The sequence below is a fragment of the Arthrobacter sp. TRD_SC_6 genome (genome assembly GCF_055361185.1).
Genome location: NZ_CM143953.1, coordinates 156,204 through 171,865 on the forward strand (window position 1 = coordinate 156,204; position 15,662 = coordinate 171,865).

The following is a 15,662-nucleotide window of genomic DNA, read 5'->3' on the forward strand; positions in this document are numbered from 1 at the left end:
CAGAGTTGAGCGCACTTCACTCAAGTACAAAATCCGCTCGCTAACTTTCCCCGTAATACCGGGCTTTTCAATCCCTGCCCGCACGACGTCGGCGGTTGCGCCAGCAGCGAAACAGCTCAGGCCGGCGCGGAGGGAAGGCGTGGGCAGCTCTCCCCATCGCGCGGGAAGGGCTTTGGCCCTAGGCTCAACGCAGGGCTCAACGGACATGGGGATGGGGAAAAGAATGGCCGGCGAAATGATTGGCGCTAACGTTGCGCAACTACGGGACCTGGCAATGCACTTCGAGGACGCTCAGGAGCGCATTCACTCCCTTACCGGAATAGTGACCGCCCGCGTGAACACCCCGGGTTATTGGGGCGGCGATGATGCCGACAGGTTCCGCGCCGACTGGAACACCGGCCACCGCTCGCGGCTCCTCGGCACACAAACACTGCTTAGTACGGCCGCAAGAGACCTGCGCCGGAATGCTGACGAGCAAGAGGGCACGAGCAGCTCCGACACAGGAACGACGACGCCGGCAAGTCCCGGCACTCCTGGTACGCCCGGGTCACCGGGAGGCCCGGGCGTACCAGGGAGCCCGACCGACCCCGGCGCCCCCGGACTGCCGGGGATTCTGGGTCCGCTTGGAGCGCTGGCTGCGGGCCTGACGGCGAATGGCCTGTACAGCGCGTTCACCACGGTCAACTCCTGGCGCGGGCGCATCGGCCTACCCGTGACGGCACTGCGCCTCCTGAATCACCTGCAGTTGAGCGGAAGCTTCGCATCGCTCGACGATGCGCTGCGCGTAGCGAGTCAGGGGCAGCTGTTCAACAGGCTCGGCGGCATCATCGGCGGGGCGGGCTGGGCTGATGAGCTCCAACGGGTAAGCAACCTCATTCCGGAAGGAGTCCTTGCCCGGGGTGCAGGATCCCTCGCCGGGCCACTGGGAGCTGCGGGGCGTGTCCTCGGTCCGCTCGGCGTCGTCCTGGGTGGAGTGACGATCGCCAGCGACCTCCATCAGGGCAACTACGGCCGAGCTGCATTCCACGGTCTGACGACGGGTCTGGGTGCTGCAGCGCTGTTCACTCCCCCTCCGGTCAACCTGGCGCTCGGGCTGGCCGCAGGTGGTCTTGCACTGGGCGAGCTGGCATACGATCACATCCCTGTCTTCCGGGATGCGGTCAACTGGACGGGTGAGACACTGAGCGATGCCGCCGGAGCTGTAGGCGAGGGCCTGCAGGACGTCGGAGAAGGCATTGCCGAAGCGGCTGAGGACCTATGGCCGTTCTGATCGGGTCCTGAATAACTCCGATGAAGTTCTGACACACTTCGAACAACGCACAAGCCCTCCCGAGGAGAACCGTGACCACTGCACCTACTGAACTCGCTGCACAGATACCCCTGTCCGGCGCAGGCGAGGAAGCCGGCGTCGTCGGTTTTGGTATCGCTGAAATCGCCTTCCTGCTCTCACTTGGGAAGGGTGCGTCCGCGGACAAATCCCGGGACGCCCTCAAAGTAGGCGACGATATGACTGAAGAACGCTTCACGGCGGCCGGTGCATCCTCGCTGTTGGCGCGCGGGCTCGTGCGTGTGGAGGGTGACGCTGTGGTGCCAAACGCGGCGGCGGAATACCTCGCGTATGCCTTTGCCGTTGGGCAGCGGTGGACTGAGGTCGGCCTATTCGGTGCTGCCAAGCTGGAATTTGCCCTGTACTTCCAGGCGCCGGAGGTTTCGGTTCTCCTGCAGCCTTCCGTTCTGAGCACGTGGTTCGCGGTGGTCAAGTCACCGGAGGCCACTGATGCCGACATGCTGAAGCAGATCATTGACGCCAATGTGGCCCAGCACCCCGAAGGCGCCGTTTATCTCGGGTCCACAACGTTGGCGGAGGAGAAAAACTTCTTCGTGCGGGCCGCAGAAGGCGGCAACTGGGATGTTGCGTTCGTCCGCTCGCCCGGGGACCAGGACCGAGACCCCTCGGTGGATACCGCAACGCTCATGGCGCACCTCGGCGCCCTTACCGTCCTGCCTACTGAGGCGGCGTAGGGTGGGCCGCGACCTCTACTTCCCGGGCCAATGGGACACCCACGTGCCGGCCGATTTGAAGGAACCTTTTCCCTGGGCGCACCCCAACTACCCGAAGAGCTTCCACCCGTTCTCCCGGCCGGTTGGCACGCTGGCGTTCGGCGTCGCGATCATCCTGGGAGGCATTGTGCTTGGAGCAACTGCTTTTTCGGGCACACCAAACCCGGGCGAGCCGGGGGCCGTTGCCACCGGCGTCTTCCTACTCTTGGGGTTCGGGGGCTTAGGGCTGTGGGGCACAGTCCTCGGAGCCGTCCGCATAGGGTGGCAGCGCCGGTTCACCAAGCGAATGGGTTTTTCACCGTTCGACCGGCGGCCTTAGCTCACCTACGCGCGGTGGGCCGCACCGCCGTCGTGCTTTGGCAGATCCTTTGAAAGCTTCGACGGCCACCAGATGGCACGCCCGACGTCGTACGCCAGTGCCGGCACCAGCAGCGAACGCACGATCACGGTATCGAGCAGCACGCCGAACGCGACGATGAACGCGATCTGCGCGAGGAACAGGATCGGGATGACACCAAGCGCCGCGAACGTCGCCGCCAGGACGATTCCCGCGGAGGTAATCACGCCACCGGTGACGCCGAGTCCGCGCAGGATTCCGGGCCTCGTCCCGATGCGCAGCGATTCCTCGCGCACCCGCGTCATCAGGAAGATGTTGTAATCAACCCCAAGCGCCACGAGAAACACGAACCCGAACAGCGGAACGGAGGCGTCCGCACCGTCGAACCCGAGCAGATTGTTGAAGACCAGCGCAGACACACCGAGCGCCGTGGCGTAGGAGAGCACCACAGAGCCGATCAGCAGCACCGGTGCCAGCACAGAGCGCAGCAACAGCATCAATATGACGAGAATGACGGCCAGCACGATCGGGATGATCTTCACCAGGTCTGCCTGCGCGGTCACGTTGGTGTCCAGGGCGATGGCGGTCACGCCGCCGACCAGCACATCGGGGCTCACCTCATCCAGCGCGGTACGGAGCTCCTGTACCGCGTCCTCCGCTTCGGCGGAGTCGGCCTGGAAATCCAGGGTGGCCCGCAGCAGGACATTTCCTTCGCGAACGACGACGGCGCCAGCCGGGTCCGCTGTGACGGTCGCTTCCGTGATGCCCTCCTGTGTTTCAAGGATCTCCAGTACCGCATCCTGCGACGCGACAGGTGCAATGACCGTGACCGGGCTGCCCGCACCGGCGTCGAAATGCCGTGCCAGCGCCTCCTGGCCGTCCACGGCGTTCGACGGGGCCAGGATCACAGACGACTGTGGAACTCCGTTGGCCTGCAGCTGAAGCAGCCCAAGCGAACCGGCAGCGAGCACCAGGAAGGACGCTATCCACACCGGCCGTGCGTGCCGCGAGATTAAGTGCGCAATCCGCTTCCAAATCCCGCGGAGCCCCTCCACCCCCGTGACGCCTGCACCCTTCACGCTGGCTGCGTGACTCCCTGCCTTCGGGCGGAGCGGCCAGAACGCAGCTCTGCCGAACAGGAGCAGCAACGCAGGAAGGAGTGAGAGCGCCGCCAGCAGCGAAAACACGATGCCGATGGCCGCGATCGGCCCGAGGCTCCGGTTGGAGTTGAGGTCGGAGAACAACAGGCACAGCAGGGCCAGGATCACCGTGGCCCCAGAGGCGACGATCGGTTCAATGGATCCGCGGTACGCCACCTTCATGGCATCCCACTTGGACTCGTGTTCGGTCAGCGCTTCCCGGAACCGCGCCACCAGGAGCAGCGCATAGTCGGTGGCAGCGCCGATCACCAGGATGGACAGGATCCCCTGGCTTTGGCCGCTCAGCTTTATCCAGTCCCAGCTGGCAAATGCGTACACGAGCAGGATGGACGTGGCGAGCGCGAACACCGAGGTGAACAGCACCAGGAACGGCAGCACCAACGCCCGGTACACCGCGAGCAGGATGAGGAAGACCGCCGAGAGCGCAACCGCCAGCAGGATGCCGTCAATGCCGCTAAAGGCGCCCACCAGGTCGGCGGTGAAGCCAGCCGGCCCGGTGACGTAACCAACGGCGTCGTCCGGCAGCTCGGCGTCGAGCACGGCGCGAAGTTCGGTGATCACCTCGCCGAGTTCGGCATCGTCGGCCACACTCGCGATGTACTGGACGGCCAGTCCGTCCTCGGACGGAATGGGCCCGACGACGGCGGGCTGGCCTTCCGCCGCCGCTTCAAGTCCTTCAACCTCCGCGAGGGAGTCAGCGAGCGCTTCGTACTCCGCCAGCCCCTGGGACGGGATCTCGCTTTCAGCCTCAACAACGACGACGGCGGGAACGGCCTCGGAGTCGGTAAAGTCTTCCTGCAGCTCACCGGCTTCGGTGGACTCCGCGCTTGCGGGCAGGAAGGATGCCTGGTCATTACTGGAGACCTCATCGAGCTTCCCGAAGGTCGGCCCGCCGAAACCGGCGCCAACCAGCCACGCCACCACGATCAATGCGGGCAGAATGGCGCGCACCCATTTCCTGCTGAACATCTTGAAGCCTTTCTGGAGTTATCTCTACTGCAGAGTATATCCATGATGGAGATATATGCCAGATGGCCTAATCTTGACGTGAGAGGTGAGCCATGTCCCCCACTGCCCCGCGAGAACTGATGGCCCTGCTGCAGCAGTTCACGGTTGAGACCGACCGCTACGTTGATACTGTCAGCGTCCGCGATTCCCTGCACCGAACCGACCTCAACGCGCTCGGCATCATGATGGGTGCAGTCCGGATGGGGAACACCGTGACGCCGGGAACGCTCCGGCAGGAACTGAACCTGAGCTCGCCGGCCACAACGGCGCTGATCGACCGCCTGGACCATGCGGGCCATGTGCGCCGAACCCGCAGCTCTGTTGACCGGCGGCAGGTTCACCTCGAGATGACGGAGAAGGCGCTCGAAACCGGTGCGCGACTCTTCACGCCGCTGGCCCGCGGCATCGAACAGTCGTTGAAGGGCTTCTCTCCGGAAGAGGTTGAACTCCTGGCTGCCATGATGCGCAAAGTCACCGAAGCGACCATCCAGGCGCGCCATCACGCAGTGGCAGGGGCGCCGGAGTAACCTTTCGTACATGTTGGACGAGGTGTACTCACACGGTCATCACCCGAGCGTCACCAGCACGCATTCCGCCCGACGGGCCGCTGACTCGGCGGCCTATCTGCTCGATCACCTGGCAACGGGCATGGACCTGCTCGACGTCGGCTGCGGGCCCGGGAGCATCACGGCAGACTTCGCCGCCGCCCTCGACCCCGGGCGGGTGGTGGGGACGGACCGCTCGCCGGACGTCGTCGCACTCGCTGAGAAAACCTACGCCGGCCTTTCGAACCTCACGTTCCGCACCGGCAACGTCTACGACCTCGACTTCGGCGATGAATCTTTCGACGTAGTCCACGCACACCAGGTGCTGCAGCACCTCACCGACCCGGTGGCCGCACTGCGGGAAATGCGGCGCGTCACCCGCCCTGGCGGAATCATCGCGATTCGCGAAGCCGATTTCCATGCCATGGCCTGGTACCCGCCCCGGGCGGAGCTTGACGAGTGGATGGACACCTACCAGCGCCTGGCCCGCAGCAACAGGGCGGAGCCCGACGCCGGCCGCCACCTTCTCGCATGGGCGCACGAGGCGGGACTGACCAACGTGGAGGCGTCGTCGTCGAACTGGCTGTACGCCACCGAAGACGAACGACACCGGCATGCAGGCGCGTGGGCCGAGCGCGTCCTCAGTTCGGGCTTCGCCGAGCAGAGCCTGGAGCGCGGCCTCGCCGACAGCGCCGCACTGGAGCGCATGGCCGATGGCTGGCGGCAGTGGGGAGAATCCCCGGATGGCTGGTTCCTCATCCCATGCGGCGAACTCATCATTCACGTTTGAGGAACACCGCTGACGGCGGCGCCCAGGTTGTAGGGTAAACGGATGGGCCGGTCCAAATCCGCTGCGCGAGCCACAGCTCGCGAGCATTTCGACATTGTGGTGGTCGGCGGAGGTCACAATGGCCTGGTTGCGGCAACCTACCTCGCGCGCGCGGGCAGGTCCGTCCTTGTCCTTGAGCGCCAGGATCACGTGGGCGGCGCAGCGGTCTCGGCGGAAGCGTTTCCCGGCACCGGTGCACGGTTGTCACGCTATTCATATCTGGTCAGCCTCCTTCCGCAGCAGATCATTGAGGACCTGCAGCTCGAAGTCGAACTGGTAAGGCGCAGGTACTCCTCCTACACCCCCCTGCCGGGCTCCGACGCTGGCCTCCTCATCGACAATGCTGACCGCAAGGCGACGCGCGCGAGCTTCAAGCGGATCGGCGCCGGCCAGGACGCCGGTGGGTTCGCCGAGTTCTACGGGTGCACGTCCCTACTGGCAGAGAAGCTCTGGCCCACGGTCACGCAGCCGCTACTGCGCCGGTCCGAAGCGCGGGCGCTCGTGGGTGACGACGCCGTGTGGGACTCGGTCTTCGAGCGACCGCTTGGAGAGGTGATCGAACGGATGGTCGGGAACGACACAGTGCGTGGCGTCCTGCTGACCGACGGGCTCATCAGCACCTTCGCCAGGGCGCACAGCGAGGACCTGCAGCAGAACAAGTGCTTCCTGTATCACGTGATCGGCGGCGGCACCGGAGATTGGGATGTCCCAGTGGGCGGCATGGGTGCCGTTTCGGGCGCCCTCGAACGGACGGCGCTGGAGGCCGGCGTCGTGATCCGCACGTCTGCGGAGGTGACCGCCATTGAGCCGGAAGGGGTTGTGCATTTCGCACGACAGTCCGACGGCGGTGCTCCTGCGGGTGCCCCAGCGAGCGTGAGCGCCCCCGCCAGCGTCAGCGGCGAGTACGTGCTGGCAAACGTGACGCCGGCGGTTCTCGAGCGGCTCATGGGCGGGCCGGAAGCGGAGGACGCCGTGCCGTCGTCGTACCCTGCCGAAGGCGCCCAGGTGAAGGTGAATATGCTGCTCTCGAGGCTGCCGCGCCTCCTGGACCCGGCTGTCACGCCGGAACAGGCCTTCGGCGGGACGTTCCACATCAACGAAACGTATTCGCAGTTGGACACGGCGTTTGAGGCGGCAACTTCCGGCCGTATCCCGGACCCGCTGCCCATCGAGATCTACTGCCACTCCCTGGCGGATCCCTCGATCCTCTCGCCGGAGCTGCGGGAGTCCGGCGCGCACACGCTGACGGTCTTCTCGCTGCAGACCCCGCACCGGTTGCTACGGGACGGCGATCACGCCGAGCTGAGGGATGCGCTGCAGCGTGCCGTGCTGGCATCGCTCAACAGCGTCCTTGCCGAGCCCATTGAGGACTGCATCCTCACCGGACCATCCGGCGGGCCGTGCATCGAGACCAGAACCACGCTCGACCTTGAAGAGTCCCTTGGACTCACTGGCGGCAACATCTTCCACGGCCCGCTGTCCTGGCCCTTCGCCGACGACGACGACCCGCTGGACACTCCCGCCCGGCGGTGGGGAGTGGCGACGGACTATCCGCGGATCCTTATGTGTGGTGCCGGTTCGCGGCGCGGTGGAGGTGTGAGCGGCCTCGGTGGGCACAGCGCGGCGATGGCGTTGCTCGAGGACGGCTAGCCGTTCCACACTGTGCGGCTTTGGTGGCCATGTAACGGGTGTGCCGCCCTACGATTGAGTTATGTACCGCATCGTCACTGTCTGCACGGGCAATATCTGCCGCTCGCCCATGGCCGAGATCATGCTCAACCGCGCCTTCGAGGAGGCGGGGCTGGCCGACGACGTCGCCGTCGACTCCGCAGGCACAACCGGCTGGGAGGCGGGGCGGCCGATCGACGAAAGGGCAGCCGCAAAGCTCACCGAGCTGGGGCTTGCCAGTGAAGCGCACCGTGCCCGGCAGTTTGACCCTTCCTGGTACGCGGACCGGGACCTGGTCCTTGCGCTGGACGTTGACCACTACGAGGACCTGCGTCTTGAAGCGCCCGACGCCGCCAGCCGGAGCAAGGTCCGGATGCTGCGGGAGTTTGATACCTCCACGGCGGGCACCCCGGTATCCGATCTCGGCATCTACGATCCTTGGTACGGGGACCAGGCCGACTTTGAGGCGACGTGGCAGATGATCAAGGATGCCATCCCCGGCATTGTGCAGTACGTCCTGGAAGAGCTTGCCAAGGGTCACGCGGCCCGCTGAGCTGGGCGGCACTTTAGCTCCGGCTACGCTCCGTCGAGACCGGCCACGTCCGCGAGTACCAACAGGTGCTCTTCGAAGAGCTGTCCAGGAGCGGTGAAGGTACTGGCGCCGTACTGACCAAAAACCTCGAAGTTGACGATTCCGAACAGCGATGCCCAGACCAGCGTGCCGCGGACGATCAACCGATCATCGGCTTCCAGCCCCATCTCCCCGCGGATGCGCGCGAGATCCTGCGCTAGAGGCGCTGCCGACGGTTCAACAGCTGGCTCCCCCGCAAGCTGGCCGCTCGCTGCGCGGGCCCGGAAGGCGTCGTCGTAAATTCGTACAAGAGCACGGATGATGCGCGTGCCCGGGCCAGTGGTCTGCTCAGCCGGCGCGTGATAGCCGGGAACCGGGCTTCCAAACAGGAGTGCGTACCGCGCGGGTTCACGCAGTGCCCACTCCCGCACAGTCCTCCCGAGTGTCATGAACCGGCCATGCGAATCCGCGGAAGGCACGCTCTCGACGGCGGCATCCACCTGGTCCCCCAACTCGTTGTAAGCGTCAACCAGCAAGAGGGTGAGCAATTCGTCGCGATTCTTCACGTAGCGGTACACCGCAGAGGAGACGACGCCGAGATCCCTAGCAACCGCGCGCAGGGACAAGGCTGCCGCCCCGTGAAGGGCAAGGTGCTCCCGCCCGATGCGGGTGATGTCCTCCATGGTCTGGGTGCGGGCGCGCTCTCGTGGGGTGGGAACCATTCATCCATGTAACCACACGGTAGAGAGCGGTATCAACAAAAGAGAGCACTGCTCTTGACAGCAGTGCTATGTGCAGTCATGCTTATGGCGAGAGCACTGCTCTCCTTTCGCCAGACCCACTCAAGGAGCACAAAATGTCCAAGATCTACGTAGTTATCGGAGCAGGACCAGTCGGCTGGACCATCGCAGAGCAACTGGCGCAGCAGGGCGAGCTTGTTCGCCTCTGCACCCGCTCCGGCAGCGGGCCGGACTTGCCGGGAATCGAGCGGGTCCGGATGGACGCCTCAGATCCCGGGCAGGTGGAGGCAGCTTTCGAAGGCGCCGCAGCAGTTTTCCACTGCATCCATGGTTCCGCATACACGACAGCCGCATGGGAAGCGGAACTGCCCAGGGCCGAGAAGATCGTGCTTGACGCAGCCGGGCGCGCGGGCGCCGTCGTCGTCTTCCCGGAGAGCCTCTATTCCTACAGCCGGCCTGACCAGGTGATGGCCGAAGACTCGCCGCGGGAAGCGGCCGCCGGCAAGCGGGGCGTGCGCACCGGGCTGCTCGCCGCACGGCAGGCATCGCAGATCTCAACAGTCAGCGTGGTCGCCTCGGACTTCTACGGGCCGCGAGTGCGGACCTCGCATGCCGGCGAGCGCATGGTTCCGCTGGTTCTAGCGGGCAAGACTATCCGCCCGTTGGGTCGGGTCGATGTGCCGCACTCCTTCACTTATGTTCCGAACCTGGCGGCTTCGATGGTCGTGGCGGCACAGCGTGAGGAGCTGTGGAATTCAGTGCTCCACGCACCCACCGCTGCGGCACCGACCCAGCGTGGGGTGGCGCAGGCATTCGCACACGCGGCCGGCCTGCCAGAGCCCAAGGTCAGCCCAGTACCGGCGTGGATGGTGCGGACCATGGGAACGGTATCCACGGAAATGCGGGAATTGAGCGAGATGCTGTATCAGTTCGATAAACCATTCGTCATGGACTCCAGCCGGAGTGAAGCGCTGCTCGGGCTGACGCCAACGTCGCTGTCGGATGGTGCTGCGGCGACTGTCCAGTGGTGGCGGAGCGAGGACCGCGTCCCCGTGGCCGGGTAAGGGCGCAGCATTCCCTAGAATTACCCGGTGACACTTTCGCTTTGGCTTGCTCTTGTCGGCGCGCAGGCCCTCATCAGCTTCACCCCCGGCGCCGGGGCCGTGAACACCATGAGCAATTCGCTCACCGTCGGGTTTCGACGCTCGATGTGGGGAATCCTGGGGCAGCAGGTTGCCCTGCTGGTCCACATTGCCGTTGTTGGAGCCGGCGTGGGGCTCCTGGTTGCGGGATCACCGGTCGCGTTCAACGTGATCCGGTACGCGGGGGCCGCTTACCTCGTCTATCTGGGCGTCCGGAAATTCTTCCAACGCCCAGTACCGGCTGAGCAAGCCGCGGAGCTCTACGCCGAGGGCGCAGCGTCCATGTTCCGCCGCGGGCTCTGGGTGAACCTGCTCAATCCCAAGGCAATCGTATTCTTCCTTGCATTCATCCCGCAGTTCATCCGACCCGACCAACCGTTGCTCGGCCAGTACGGAGTGGTAGCGGGGACGGTGGTCGCGATTGATGTCCTGGTGATGTGGCTGTTCTTCGCCGCTGCGGCGCGGTCCTTCAGCCGGTTCACCAGCGGCCCGCGCGGACAACAAACCCTCAACCGGGTCTTCGGCGTACTGTTTGTTGCCGTGGGCGCGATGCTCGCGTTCGCCTGAACCGCTCATGCCAAAGCAATCCCCAGTATCTGAAAGCCACCCATGGCACTGAAGCCTGCACACGCTTATCCCCCGCTCGTCATTGCCGTGGACGGGCGTTCGGGTGCGGGGAAGACCACGCTCGCCGTCGAACTGGCGGCACTTCTGCGCGAGCACCACAGCGTAAGCCTGTTCCATCTTGAGGACATCTATCCCGGGTGGGACGGACTCGATGACGGCATGGACCGGTACGTCCGAACAGTACTTACCCCGCTCGCGGCCGGCTCCCCCGCTAACTGGACGGCGTGGGACTGGACCAGGAACGACGACGGCGACGCCCGCTTCACCCAGCCCGCAGACATCGTCATTCTGGAAGGCGTTGGTGCCTCCTGTGCGGCGGCCCGCGACCTGCTTGATGTAGCCATCTGGATCGACGCCGAGGACCAGGTCCGCCGAACCAGCGCCCTCGAACGCGACGGCAACACCTACGCTCCTTTCTGGCAACGCTGGGCTGACCAGGAGGAGCGTTGGCTACGCGTCGATGAACCCGCTGCCCGCGCCGACATCGTGGTTCAGGGCCATCACGGGAATGCAGTTCCCCAGCAGATCCGCCTGGCGCTGACGGGGCTGCCGCAGTGCGAATCGTTGATGTCCATGGAACGGGCTGCCCGGCGCGGCCTGACCCTTGAGGTCGAGACTCTCGACGCCTACCCCGACGGCGCGGCGCTTTTCCGGGCCCTGTTCGCGGATTCGGATGCGGCGGCCTGGCTGGACAGCTCCACCGCGGAGGATCCGCAGAGCCGCAGCCGGTTCTCGGTCCTGGCCGACGACGGCGGGCGCTTCGGCCAGAAGGCCCGGCACACCGCTGGCGCAACGCTGGTCAGCAGCGGCCCCGTCACCGCACGGATCCAGGGGCCGTTCTTCCGCTGGCTCGACGGTGTGTGGGGGCGCCGGGCTGTGCGTTCACCGGAGGAGTATCCGGGCCCGTTCGCGCTCGGCTGGTTGGGCTGCCTCGGGTACGAGCTGCGGCGCGAGACGGGTGGGGGGCCGGTAGCACCCGGCTCAGTACCTGACGCCTCCCTGCTCTTCGCGGGGCGTGCCGTCGTACTGGATCGCCGGGAACAGTGCACCTACCTGCTGACGCTGCGCGACGGTTCCCGCGACCCCGACGCCGATGCCTGGCTGGAACATGCCCGCGCCGTCGTACTGGGGGGTCTTGAGGCAGCAACCCCAATTGATCCGTGTCCAGAATTGAGTTTTACCGCGCGGGACTCGCGCGGGGAGTATCTGGAGAAGGTGCGGGCCGCAAAGGCTGAGATAGCGGACGGAAATTCCTACGAAGTGTGCCTCACCACCGCGTTGACCGCCCGGGTGGATGTGCCGGTTGATCCGTTCCAGGCCTACCTCCGGCTGCGGAGCACCAATCCGGCGCCCTTCGCGCACTACTTCGCGTTCCCCGGCTTCGCCATTGCGAGCACTTCACCGGAACGGTTCCTGCGCCTCGACGCGGCCGGTGGCATGCGCGCCGAACCCATCAAGGGCACACGCCGCCGCTCGGCTGACCCCGCCGAGGACGTTGCCCTCCGCGAGGAACTGCAGGCCAGCTTCAAGGACCGGGCGGAAAACATCATGATCGTTGACCTGCTGCGCAACGACCTCTCCCACCTGGCCATCCCCGGGACCGTCATGGTCAGCCGGCTGTGCGACATCGAAACCTACGCCACCGTGCACCAGATGGTCAGCACCATCGACGCCCGTCTTCGCCCCGGTTCCTCCCGCGCGGAAGCGGTCGCAGCCGCGTTCCCCGCGGGCTCCATGACGGGAGCACCGAAGATCAGCACCATGGCCATCCTCGACCGGCTGGAGGGCGAACCCCGCGGCGTCTATTCGGGGGCCGCCGGATACTTTTCGCTGGACGGAGCGGCGGATCTCGCCGTCGTTATCCGCACCCTGGTGATGGAGGACGACGACGGCGGCACCCGCCTGACGCTGGGCGTCGGCGGCGCCATCACCACAGACTCAGACCCCGCCGACGAGTGGGAAGAAGTCCGGACCAAGGCGTTCGGGGTGCTTTCCGCGCTGGGTGCCGAGTTCCCGCACTAAGGCTGGAACACGCAATCGAGCGGGTGCTAACTACGCTTCCGGGCCCGTGAAAGCGTTATTTCTGCCCACTCGATGGCGGCCCGCGAGGATAGGCTTCTCCCCATGACTGTTCTGGTGTTCCTCGACCCCGCGGTGCCGGGCGGCCGCATCGCCGACGCTTCCCTGCCACAGCTGAAGGTGACCGATCCGGGCATCACCCGCGGCGACGGCATCTTCGAGACCATGCTCGCTGTCGACGGTGCACCGCGGAAACTGCAGGCGCACCTCGCCCGACTGGCAGGGTCAGCGGACGCGCTGGAACTCAACATCCCGCCGTCGGACGCTTGGGAGCGCGCAATCGCCACCGCGCTGGGCGAAATCGACGACGACGGCGAACTTACGGTCAAGCTCGTCGCGGTCCGCGGAGCTGAGCGCGCCGCAGGCACCGGCACTGCCACCGCGTGGGTGCTGGTCTCCCCTGTCCCAGCGGGCCTCCGCGGGCAACGGTTGTCAGTGCTCCTGCTTGACCGCGGCTACGACAGCACCGTCGCCCAACGCGCGCCGTGGCTGCTCATGGGTGCCAAGACGCTCTCCTACGCCGTCAACATGGCAGCCATCCGGTACGCCCGCTCGCAGGGTGCTGACGACGTCATCTTCACCTCCTCCGACGGCAAAGTGCTGGAAGGGCCCACGTCGACAGTCCTGATCGCGCGCGTGATCGACGGCGTGAAGCACCTCATCACCCCGCAGCTTGAGACGGGCATCCTCGCCGGTACGTCGCAGGGGGCACTGTTCAATGCCGCGCGCGACGCCGGGTGGGAGCTCGGTTACGGGCCCCTGGTCCCCGATGACCTGTTCAACTCCGACGGCGTCTGGCTGATCTCCAGCGTCAGGCTGTTGGCGGAGGTCGGCTCGATCGACGGCAAGCCGGTGTCCGTTTCCGCAGAACTCACTGCCGAACTTTCCGCGCTGGTGGAGTCCGTCTCCTAAGCCTCCGCGCGGCCGCGGGCGTTACCGCTTATTACGACGGCGCGTGGCAGAGTCCCGTGAGCCGGTGCTAGGTTCACAGGTGGAGTAATGAGCGCCAGCGCCAAGCCCTGACTTGCTGGCCGGCAACCCTCTTTCCACGGCGGGGTGCCTCAGGTGACTACTCGGCACAGGATCATGTCCGTTGATCAGCAGCGTGCACGCGTGAAGGAGACACAGTGTCACAACAGTCATCACATTCGCCTCAACCCGCCAACGGGTATGCAGGCGACATAACGCCCCGCCAGGCCGTGGAGCGCGTCAGCAAGGGCGCCGTCCTGGTCGATGTCCGGACCACTGACGAGTGGCGTACCGTCGGCGTCCCCGACCTCGCCGACGCAGGTACCGCTCCCCTCTTCCTCGAATGGAACCGGTCCGACGGCACGCGCAATGAGGCCTTCGTGAACCAGTTGGACGGGTTGAAGGGGCGCGAATTGCTGTTCCTCTGCCGGTCCGGCGTGCGTTCCGTAGCAGCAGCCCAGAGCGCGACGGCGGAGGGTCACACGGTGTACAACGTGCTTCATGGTTTCGAAGCCGACGGCGGCTGGCGCTCCAGCGGTCTGGCCACCACGGTGCATGGCGGGACCGACGGAACCACAACTGAAGGCAGCACAAATGACTGAGCCCACGCCGGCTGAGTCCACGCCAACGGCGTTTTCCCTGGCAAAACCCACCGAACCCCTCCCCGGCAACGGCGGGTATCCGAAAGTCCGCCGCCCGGACGAGGACGTCGCCGCCTGGTCGCTTGACACCCTCGCCGTGCGTGGGGGTTTGGCGCGGTCGAACTTCGAGGAGACTTCGGAGGCACTGTTCCTCAACTCGGGATTTGTGTACTCCTCTGCCGCCGCCGCGGAAGCTGCCTTCACCGGCGAAGTGGACCGGTTTGTCTACTCCCGGTACGGCAACCCGACCGTCGCCATGTTCCAGGAACGCCTTCGCCTGCTCGAGGGAGCTGAAGCATGCTTCGCCACGGCGAGCGGGATGTCCGCGGTTTTCACGGCGCTCGGTGCGCTGCTTGCGTCCGGTGACCGTGTGGTCGCGTCGCGAAGCCTGTTCGGCTCATGTTTTGTGATCCTCAACGAGGTCCTTCCGCGCTGGGGCGTCGAGACCGTCTTCGTGGACGGCTGGGACCTGAATCAGTGGGAGGAAGCGCTCAGCGTTCCCACCACAGCGGTGTTCTTCGAATCGCCCTCGAACCCCATGCAGGAGATCGTCGATATCCGGGCAGTCGTGGAGCTCGGCCACGCCGCAGGTGCGCAGGTCGTCGTGGACAACGTCTTCGCCACCCCGTTACTGCAGCGGTGTACAGAACTGGGTGCCGACGTCGTCGTCTACTCCGGTACCAAGCACATGGACGGCCAGGGCCGCGTGCTGGGCGGGGCCGTGCTGGGGCGGAAGGAATTCATTGACGGGCCGGTCAAGACGTTGATGCGGCACACCGGGCCATCGCTCTCCTCGTTCAACGCTTGGACGCTGTTGAAGGGGCTCGAAACGCTGTCCCTGCGGGTGAACCACTCCTCAAATTCGGCGCTCACGCTCGCGCGCTGGCTCGAGGGGCAACCCGCCGTGAACTGGGTGCGGTATCCGCTGCTGGAATCACACCCGCAGTTCGATCTGGCCGCGTCGCAAATGACCGCCGGCGGAACCGTCCTGACCTTCGAACTGGACGCACCGGCCGAACGCGCGAAGGAAACCGCGTTCAAGCTGCTGGATGCCCTCGACATCATCGACATCTCCAACAATCTGGGCGACTCCAAGTCGCTGATCACCCATCCAGCCACCACAACGCACCGCGCGATGGGGCCGGAGGGGCGTGCCGCCATCGGGCTGTCCGACGGCGTGATCCGCCTGTCCGTGGGGCTTGAGGACGTCACCGATCTCCAGGCCGATCTCGGGAAGGCCTTCGCCGGGTTCTGACCCTGCCATTCTGTGAGCACTGGATAGCGC

At 65.7% G+C, this 15,662-nt stretch carries 15 protein-coding genes and 1 riboswitch; of the genes, 13 read left to right on the forward strand and 2 right to left on the reverse strand.

Translation table 11 applies throughout. From position 1 onward, the window contains the following. Positions 1-235 precede the first annotated feature (235 nt). The 3 genes from ACWA1U_RS00740 (at position 236) to ACWA1U_RS00750 (ending at position 2,380) form a co-directional block, all read left to right on the forward strand. Positions 236-1,270 carry a WXG100 family type VII secretion target gene (locus tag ACWA1U_RS00740; RefSeq protein WP_463723440.1) on the forward strand — a complete coding sequence of 345 codons (1,035 nt, stop codon included), beginning with the start codon at positions 236-238 and terminating at the stop codon, positions 1,268-1,270. A gap of 71 nt (positions 1,271-1,341) precedes the next feature. Then, positions 1,342-2,022 (forward strand): hypothetical protein, encoded by a 681-nt coding sequence (locus tag ACWA1U_RS00745; RefSeq protein WP_463723441.1) that lies wholly within the window; start codon positions 1,342-1,344, stop codon positions 2,020-2,022. 1 nt (position 2,023) lies between these two features. After that, complete coding sequence (locus ACWA1U_RS00750; protein ID WP_463723442.1) at positions 2,024-2,380, forward strand: hypothetical protein; 357 nt, start codon at positions 2,024-2,026, stop codon at positions 2,378-2,380. 5 nt (positions 2,381-2,385) lie between these two features. Here ACWA1U_RS00750 and ACWA1U_RS00755 read toward each other — a convergent pair whose 3' ends face one another. Beyond that, positions 2,386-4,527, reverse strand: a complete 2,142-nt coding sequence (locus ACWA1U_RS00755) for an MMPL family transporter (RefSeq protein WP_463723443.1) — start codon at positions 4,525-4,527, stop codon at positions 2,386-2,388. 92 nt (positions 4,528-4,619) lie between these two features. On the opposite strand from ACWA1U_RS00755, the gene ACWA1U_RS00760 reads away from it, so the two are divergent. The 4 genes from ACWA1U_RS00760 (at position 4,620) to ACWA1U_RS00775 (ending at position 8,161) form a co-directional block, all read left to right on the forward strand. Further along, entirely contained in the window at positions 4,620-5,093 is a 474-nt protein-coding gene (locus ACWA1U_RS00760) for a MarR family winged helix-turn-helix transcriptional regulator (RefSeq protein WP_463723444.1), read from the forward strand. A gap of 10 nt (positions 5,094-5,103) precedes the next feature. Then, entirely contained in the window at positions 5,104-5,901 is a 798-nt protein-coding gene (locus tag ACWA1U_RS00765) for a methyltransferase domain-containing protein (RefSeq protein ID WP_463723445.1), read from the forward strand. A gap of 42 nt (positions 5,902-5,943) precedes the next feature. Then, a complete protein-coding gene (locus tag ACWA1U_RS00770; RefSeq protein ID WP_463723446.1) occupies positions 5,944-7,590 on the forward strand; it encodes a phytoene desaturase family protein in 1,647 nt (548 codons plus the stop codon). Positions 7,591-7,651: 61 nt separating this feature from the next. Next, the gene (locus ACWA1U_RS00775; RefSeq protein ID WP_463723447.1) at positions 7,652-8,161 is read left to right on the forward strand and encodes a low molecular weight protein-tyrosine-phosphatase; all 510 of its coding nucleotides are present in this window, start codon (positions 7,652-7,654) and stop codon (positions 8,159-8,161) included. Between the two features lie 23 nt (positions 8,162-8,184). On the opposite strand, the gene ACWA1U_RS00780 is transcribed toward ACWA1U_RS00775, so the two are convergent. After that, a complete protein-coding gene (locus ACWA1U_RS00780) occupies positions 8,185-8,901 on the reverse strand; it encodes a TetR/AcrR family transcriptional regulator (protein ID WP_463723448.1) in 717 nt (238 codons plus the stop codon). Between the two features lie 134 nt (positions 8,902-9,035). Here ACWA1U_RS00780 and ACWA1U_RS00785 point away from each other — a divergent pair, with 134 nt between their 5' ends. The 6 genes from ACWA1U_RS00785 (at position 9,036) to ACWA1U_RS00810 (ending at position 15,632) form a co-directional block, all read left to right on the forward strand. Further along, a complete protein-coding gene (locus ACWA1U_RS00785) occupies positions 9,036-9,983 on the forward strand; it encodes an NAD-dependent epimerase/dehydratase family protein (protein ID WP_463723449.1) in 948 nt (315 codons plus the stop codon). A 27-nt stretch (positions 9,984-10,010) separates the two neighbouring features. After that, entirely contained in the window at positions 10,011-10,628 is a 618-nt protein-coding gene (locus ACWA1U_RS00790) for a LysE family transporter (protein WP_463723450.1), read from the forward strand. A gap of 42 nt (positions 10,629-10,670) precedes the next feature. Next, positions 10,671-12,710, forward strand: coding sequence for an aminodeoxychorismate synthase component I (gene pabB, locus ACWA1U_RS00795; protein WP_463723451.1), 2,040 nt, complete (start codon positions 10,671-10,673; stop codon positions 12,708-12,710). Between the two features lie 102 nt (positions 12,711-12,812). Next, complete coding sequence (locus tag ACWA1U_RS00800; protein WP_463723452.1) at positions 12,813-13,679, forward strand: aminodeoxychorismate lyase; 867 nt, start codon at positions 12,813-12,815, stop codon at positions 13,677-13,679. An 83-nt stretch (positions 13,680-13,762) separates the two neighbouring features. After that, positions 13,763-13,887, forward strand: a riboswitch (SAM riboswitch). Between the two features lie 7 nt (positions 13,888-13,894). Further along, a complete protein-coding gene (locus ACWA1U_RS00805) occupies positions 13,895-14,338 on the forward strand; it encodes a rhodanese-like domain-containing protein (protein WP_463723453.1) in 444 nt (147 codons plus the stop codon). After that, a complete protein-coding gene (locus tag ACWA1U_RS00810) occupies positions 14,331-15,632 on the forward strand; it encodes an O-succinylhomoserine sulfhydrylase (RefSeq protein WP_463723454.1) in 1,302 nt (433 codons plus the stop codon). The genes ACWA1U_RS00805 and ACWA1U_RS00810 overlap by 8 nt, the downstream gene beginning before the upstream one ends. Positions 15,633-15,662 lie beyond the last annotated feature (30 nt).

Excerpts from the sequence above, each read along its gene's own strand:
- ACWA1U_RS00785 (WP_463723449.1), top strand. The coding sequence starts at position 9,036 with ATGTCCAAGATCTACGTAGTTATCGGAGCAGGACCAGTCGGCTGGACC.
- pabB (WP_463723451.1), top strand. The coding sequence starts at position 10,671 with ATGGCACTGAAGCCTGCACACGCTTATCCCCCGCTCGTCATTGCCGTG.
- ACWA1U_RS00775 (WP_463723447.1), top strand. The coding sequence starts at position 7,652 with ATGTACCGCATCGTCACTGTCTGCACGGGCAATATCTGCCGCTCGCCC.
- ACWA1U_RS00810 (WP_463723454.1), top strand. The coding sequence starts at position 14,331 with ATGACTGAGCCCACGCCGGCTGAGTCCACGCCAACGGCGTTTTCCCTG.
- ACWA1U_RS00800 (WP_463723452.1), top strand. The coding sequence starts at position 12,813 with ATGACTGTTCTGGTGTTCCTCGACCCCGCGGTGCCGGGCGGCCGCATC.
- ACWA1U_RS00755 (WP_463723443.1), bottom strand. The coding sequence starts at position 4,527 with ATGTTCAGCAGGAAATGGGTGCGCGCCATTCTGCCCGCATTGATCGTG.
- ACWA1U_RS00780 (WP_463723448.1), bottom strand. The coding sequence starts at position 8,901 with ATGGTTCCCACCCCACGAGAGCGCGCCCGCACCCAGACCATGGAGGAC.
- ACWA1U_RS00765 (WP_463723445.1), top strand. The coding sequence starts at position 5,104 with ATGTTGGACGAGGTGTACTCACACGGTCATCACCCGAGCGTCACCAGC.
- ACWA1U_RS00770 (WP_463723446.1), top strand. The coding sequence starts at position 5,944 with ATGGGCCGGTCCAAATCCGCTGCGCGAGCCACAGCTCGCGAGCATTTC.
- ACWA1U_RS00740 (WP_463723440.1), top strand. The coding sequence starts at position 236 with ATGATTGGCGCTAACGTTGCGCAACTACGGGACCTGGCAATGCACTTC.
- ACWA1U_RS00760 (WP_463723444.1), top strand. The coding sequence starts at position 4,620 with ATGTCCCCCACTGCCCCGCGAGAACTGATGGCCCTGCTGCAGCAGTTC.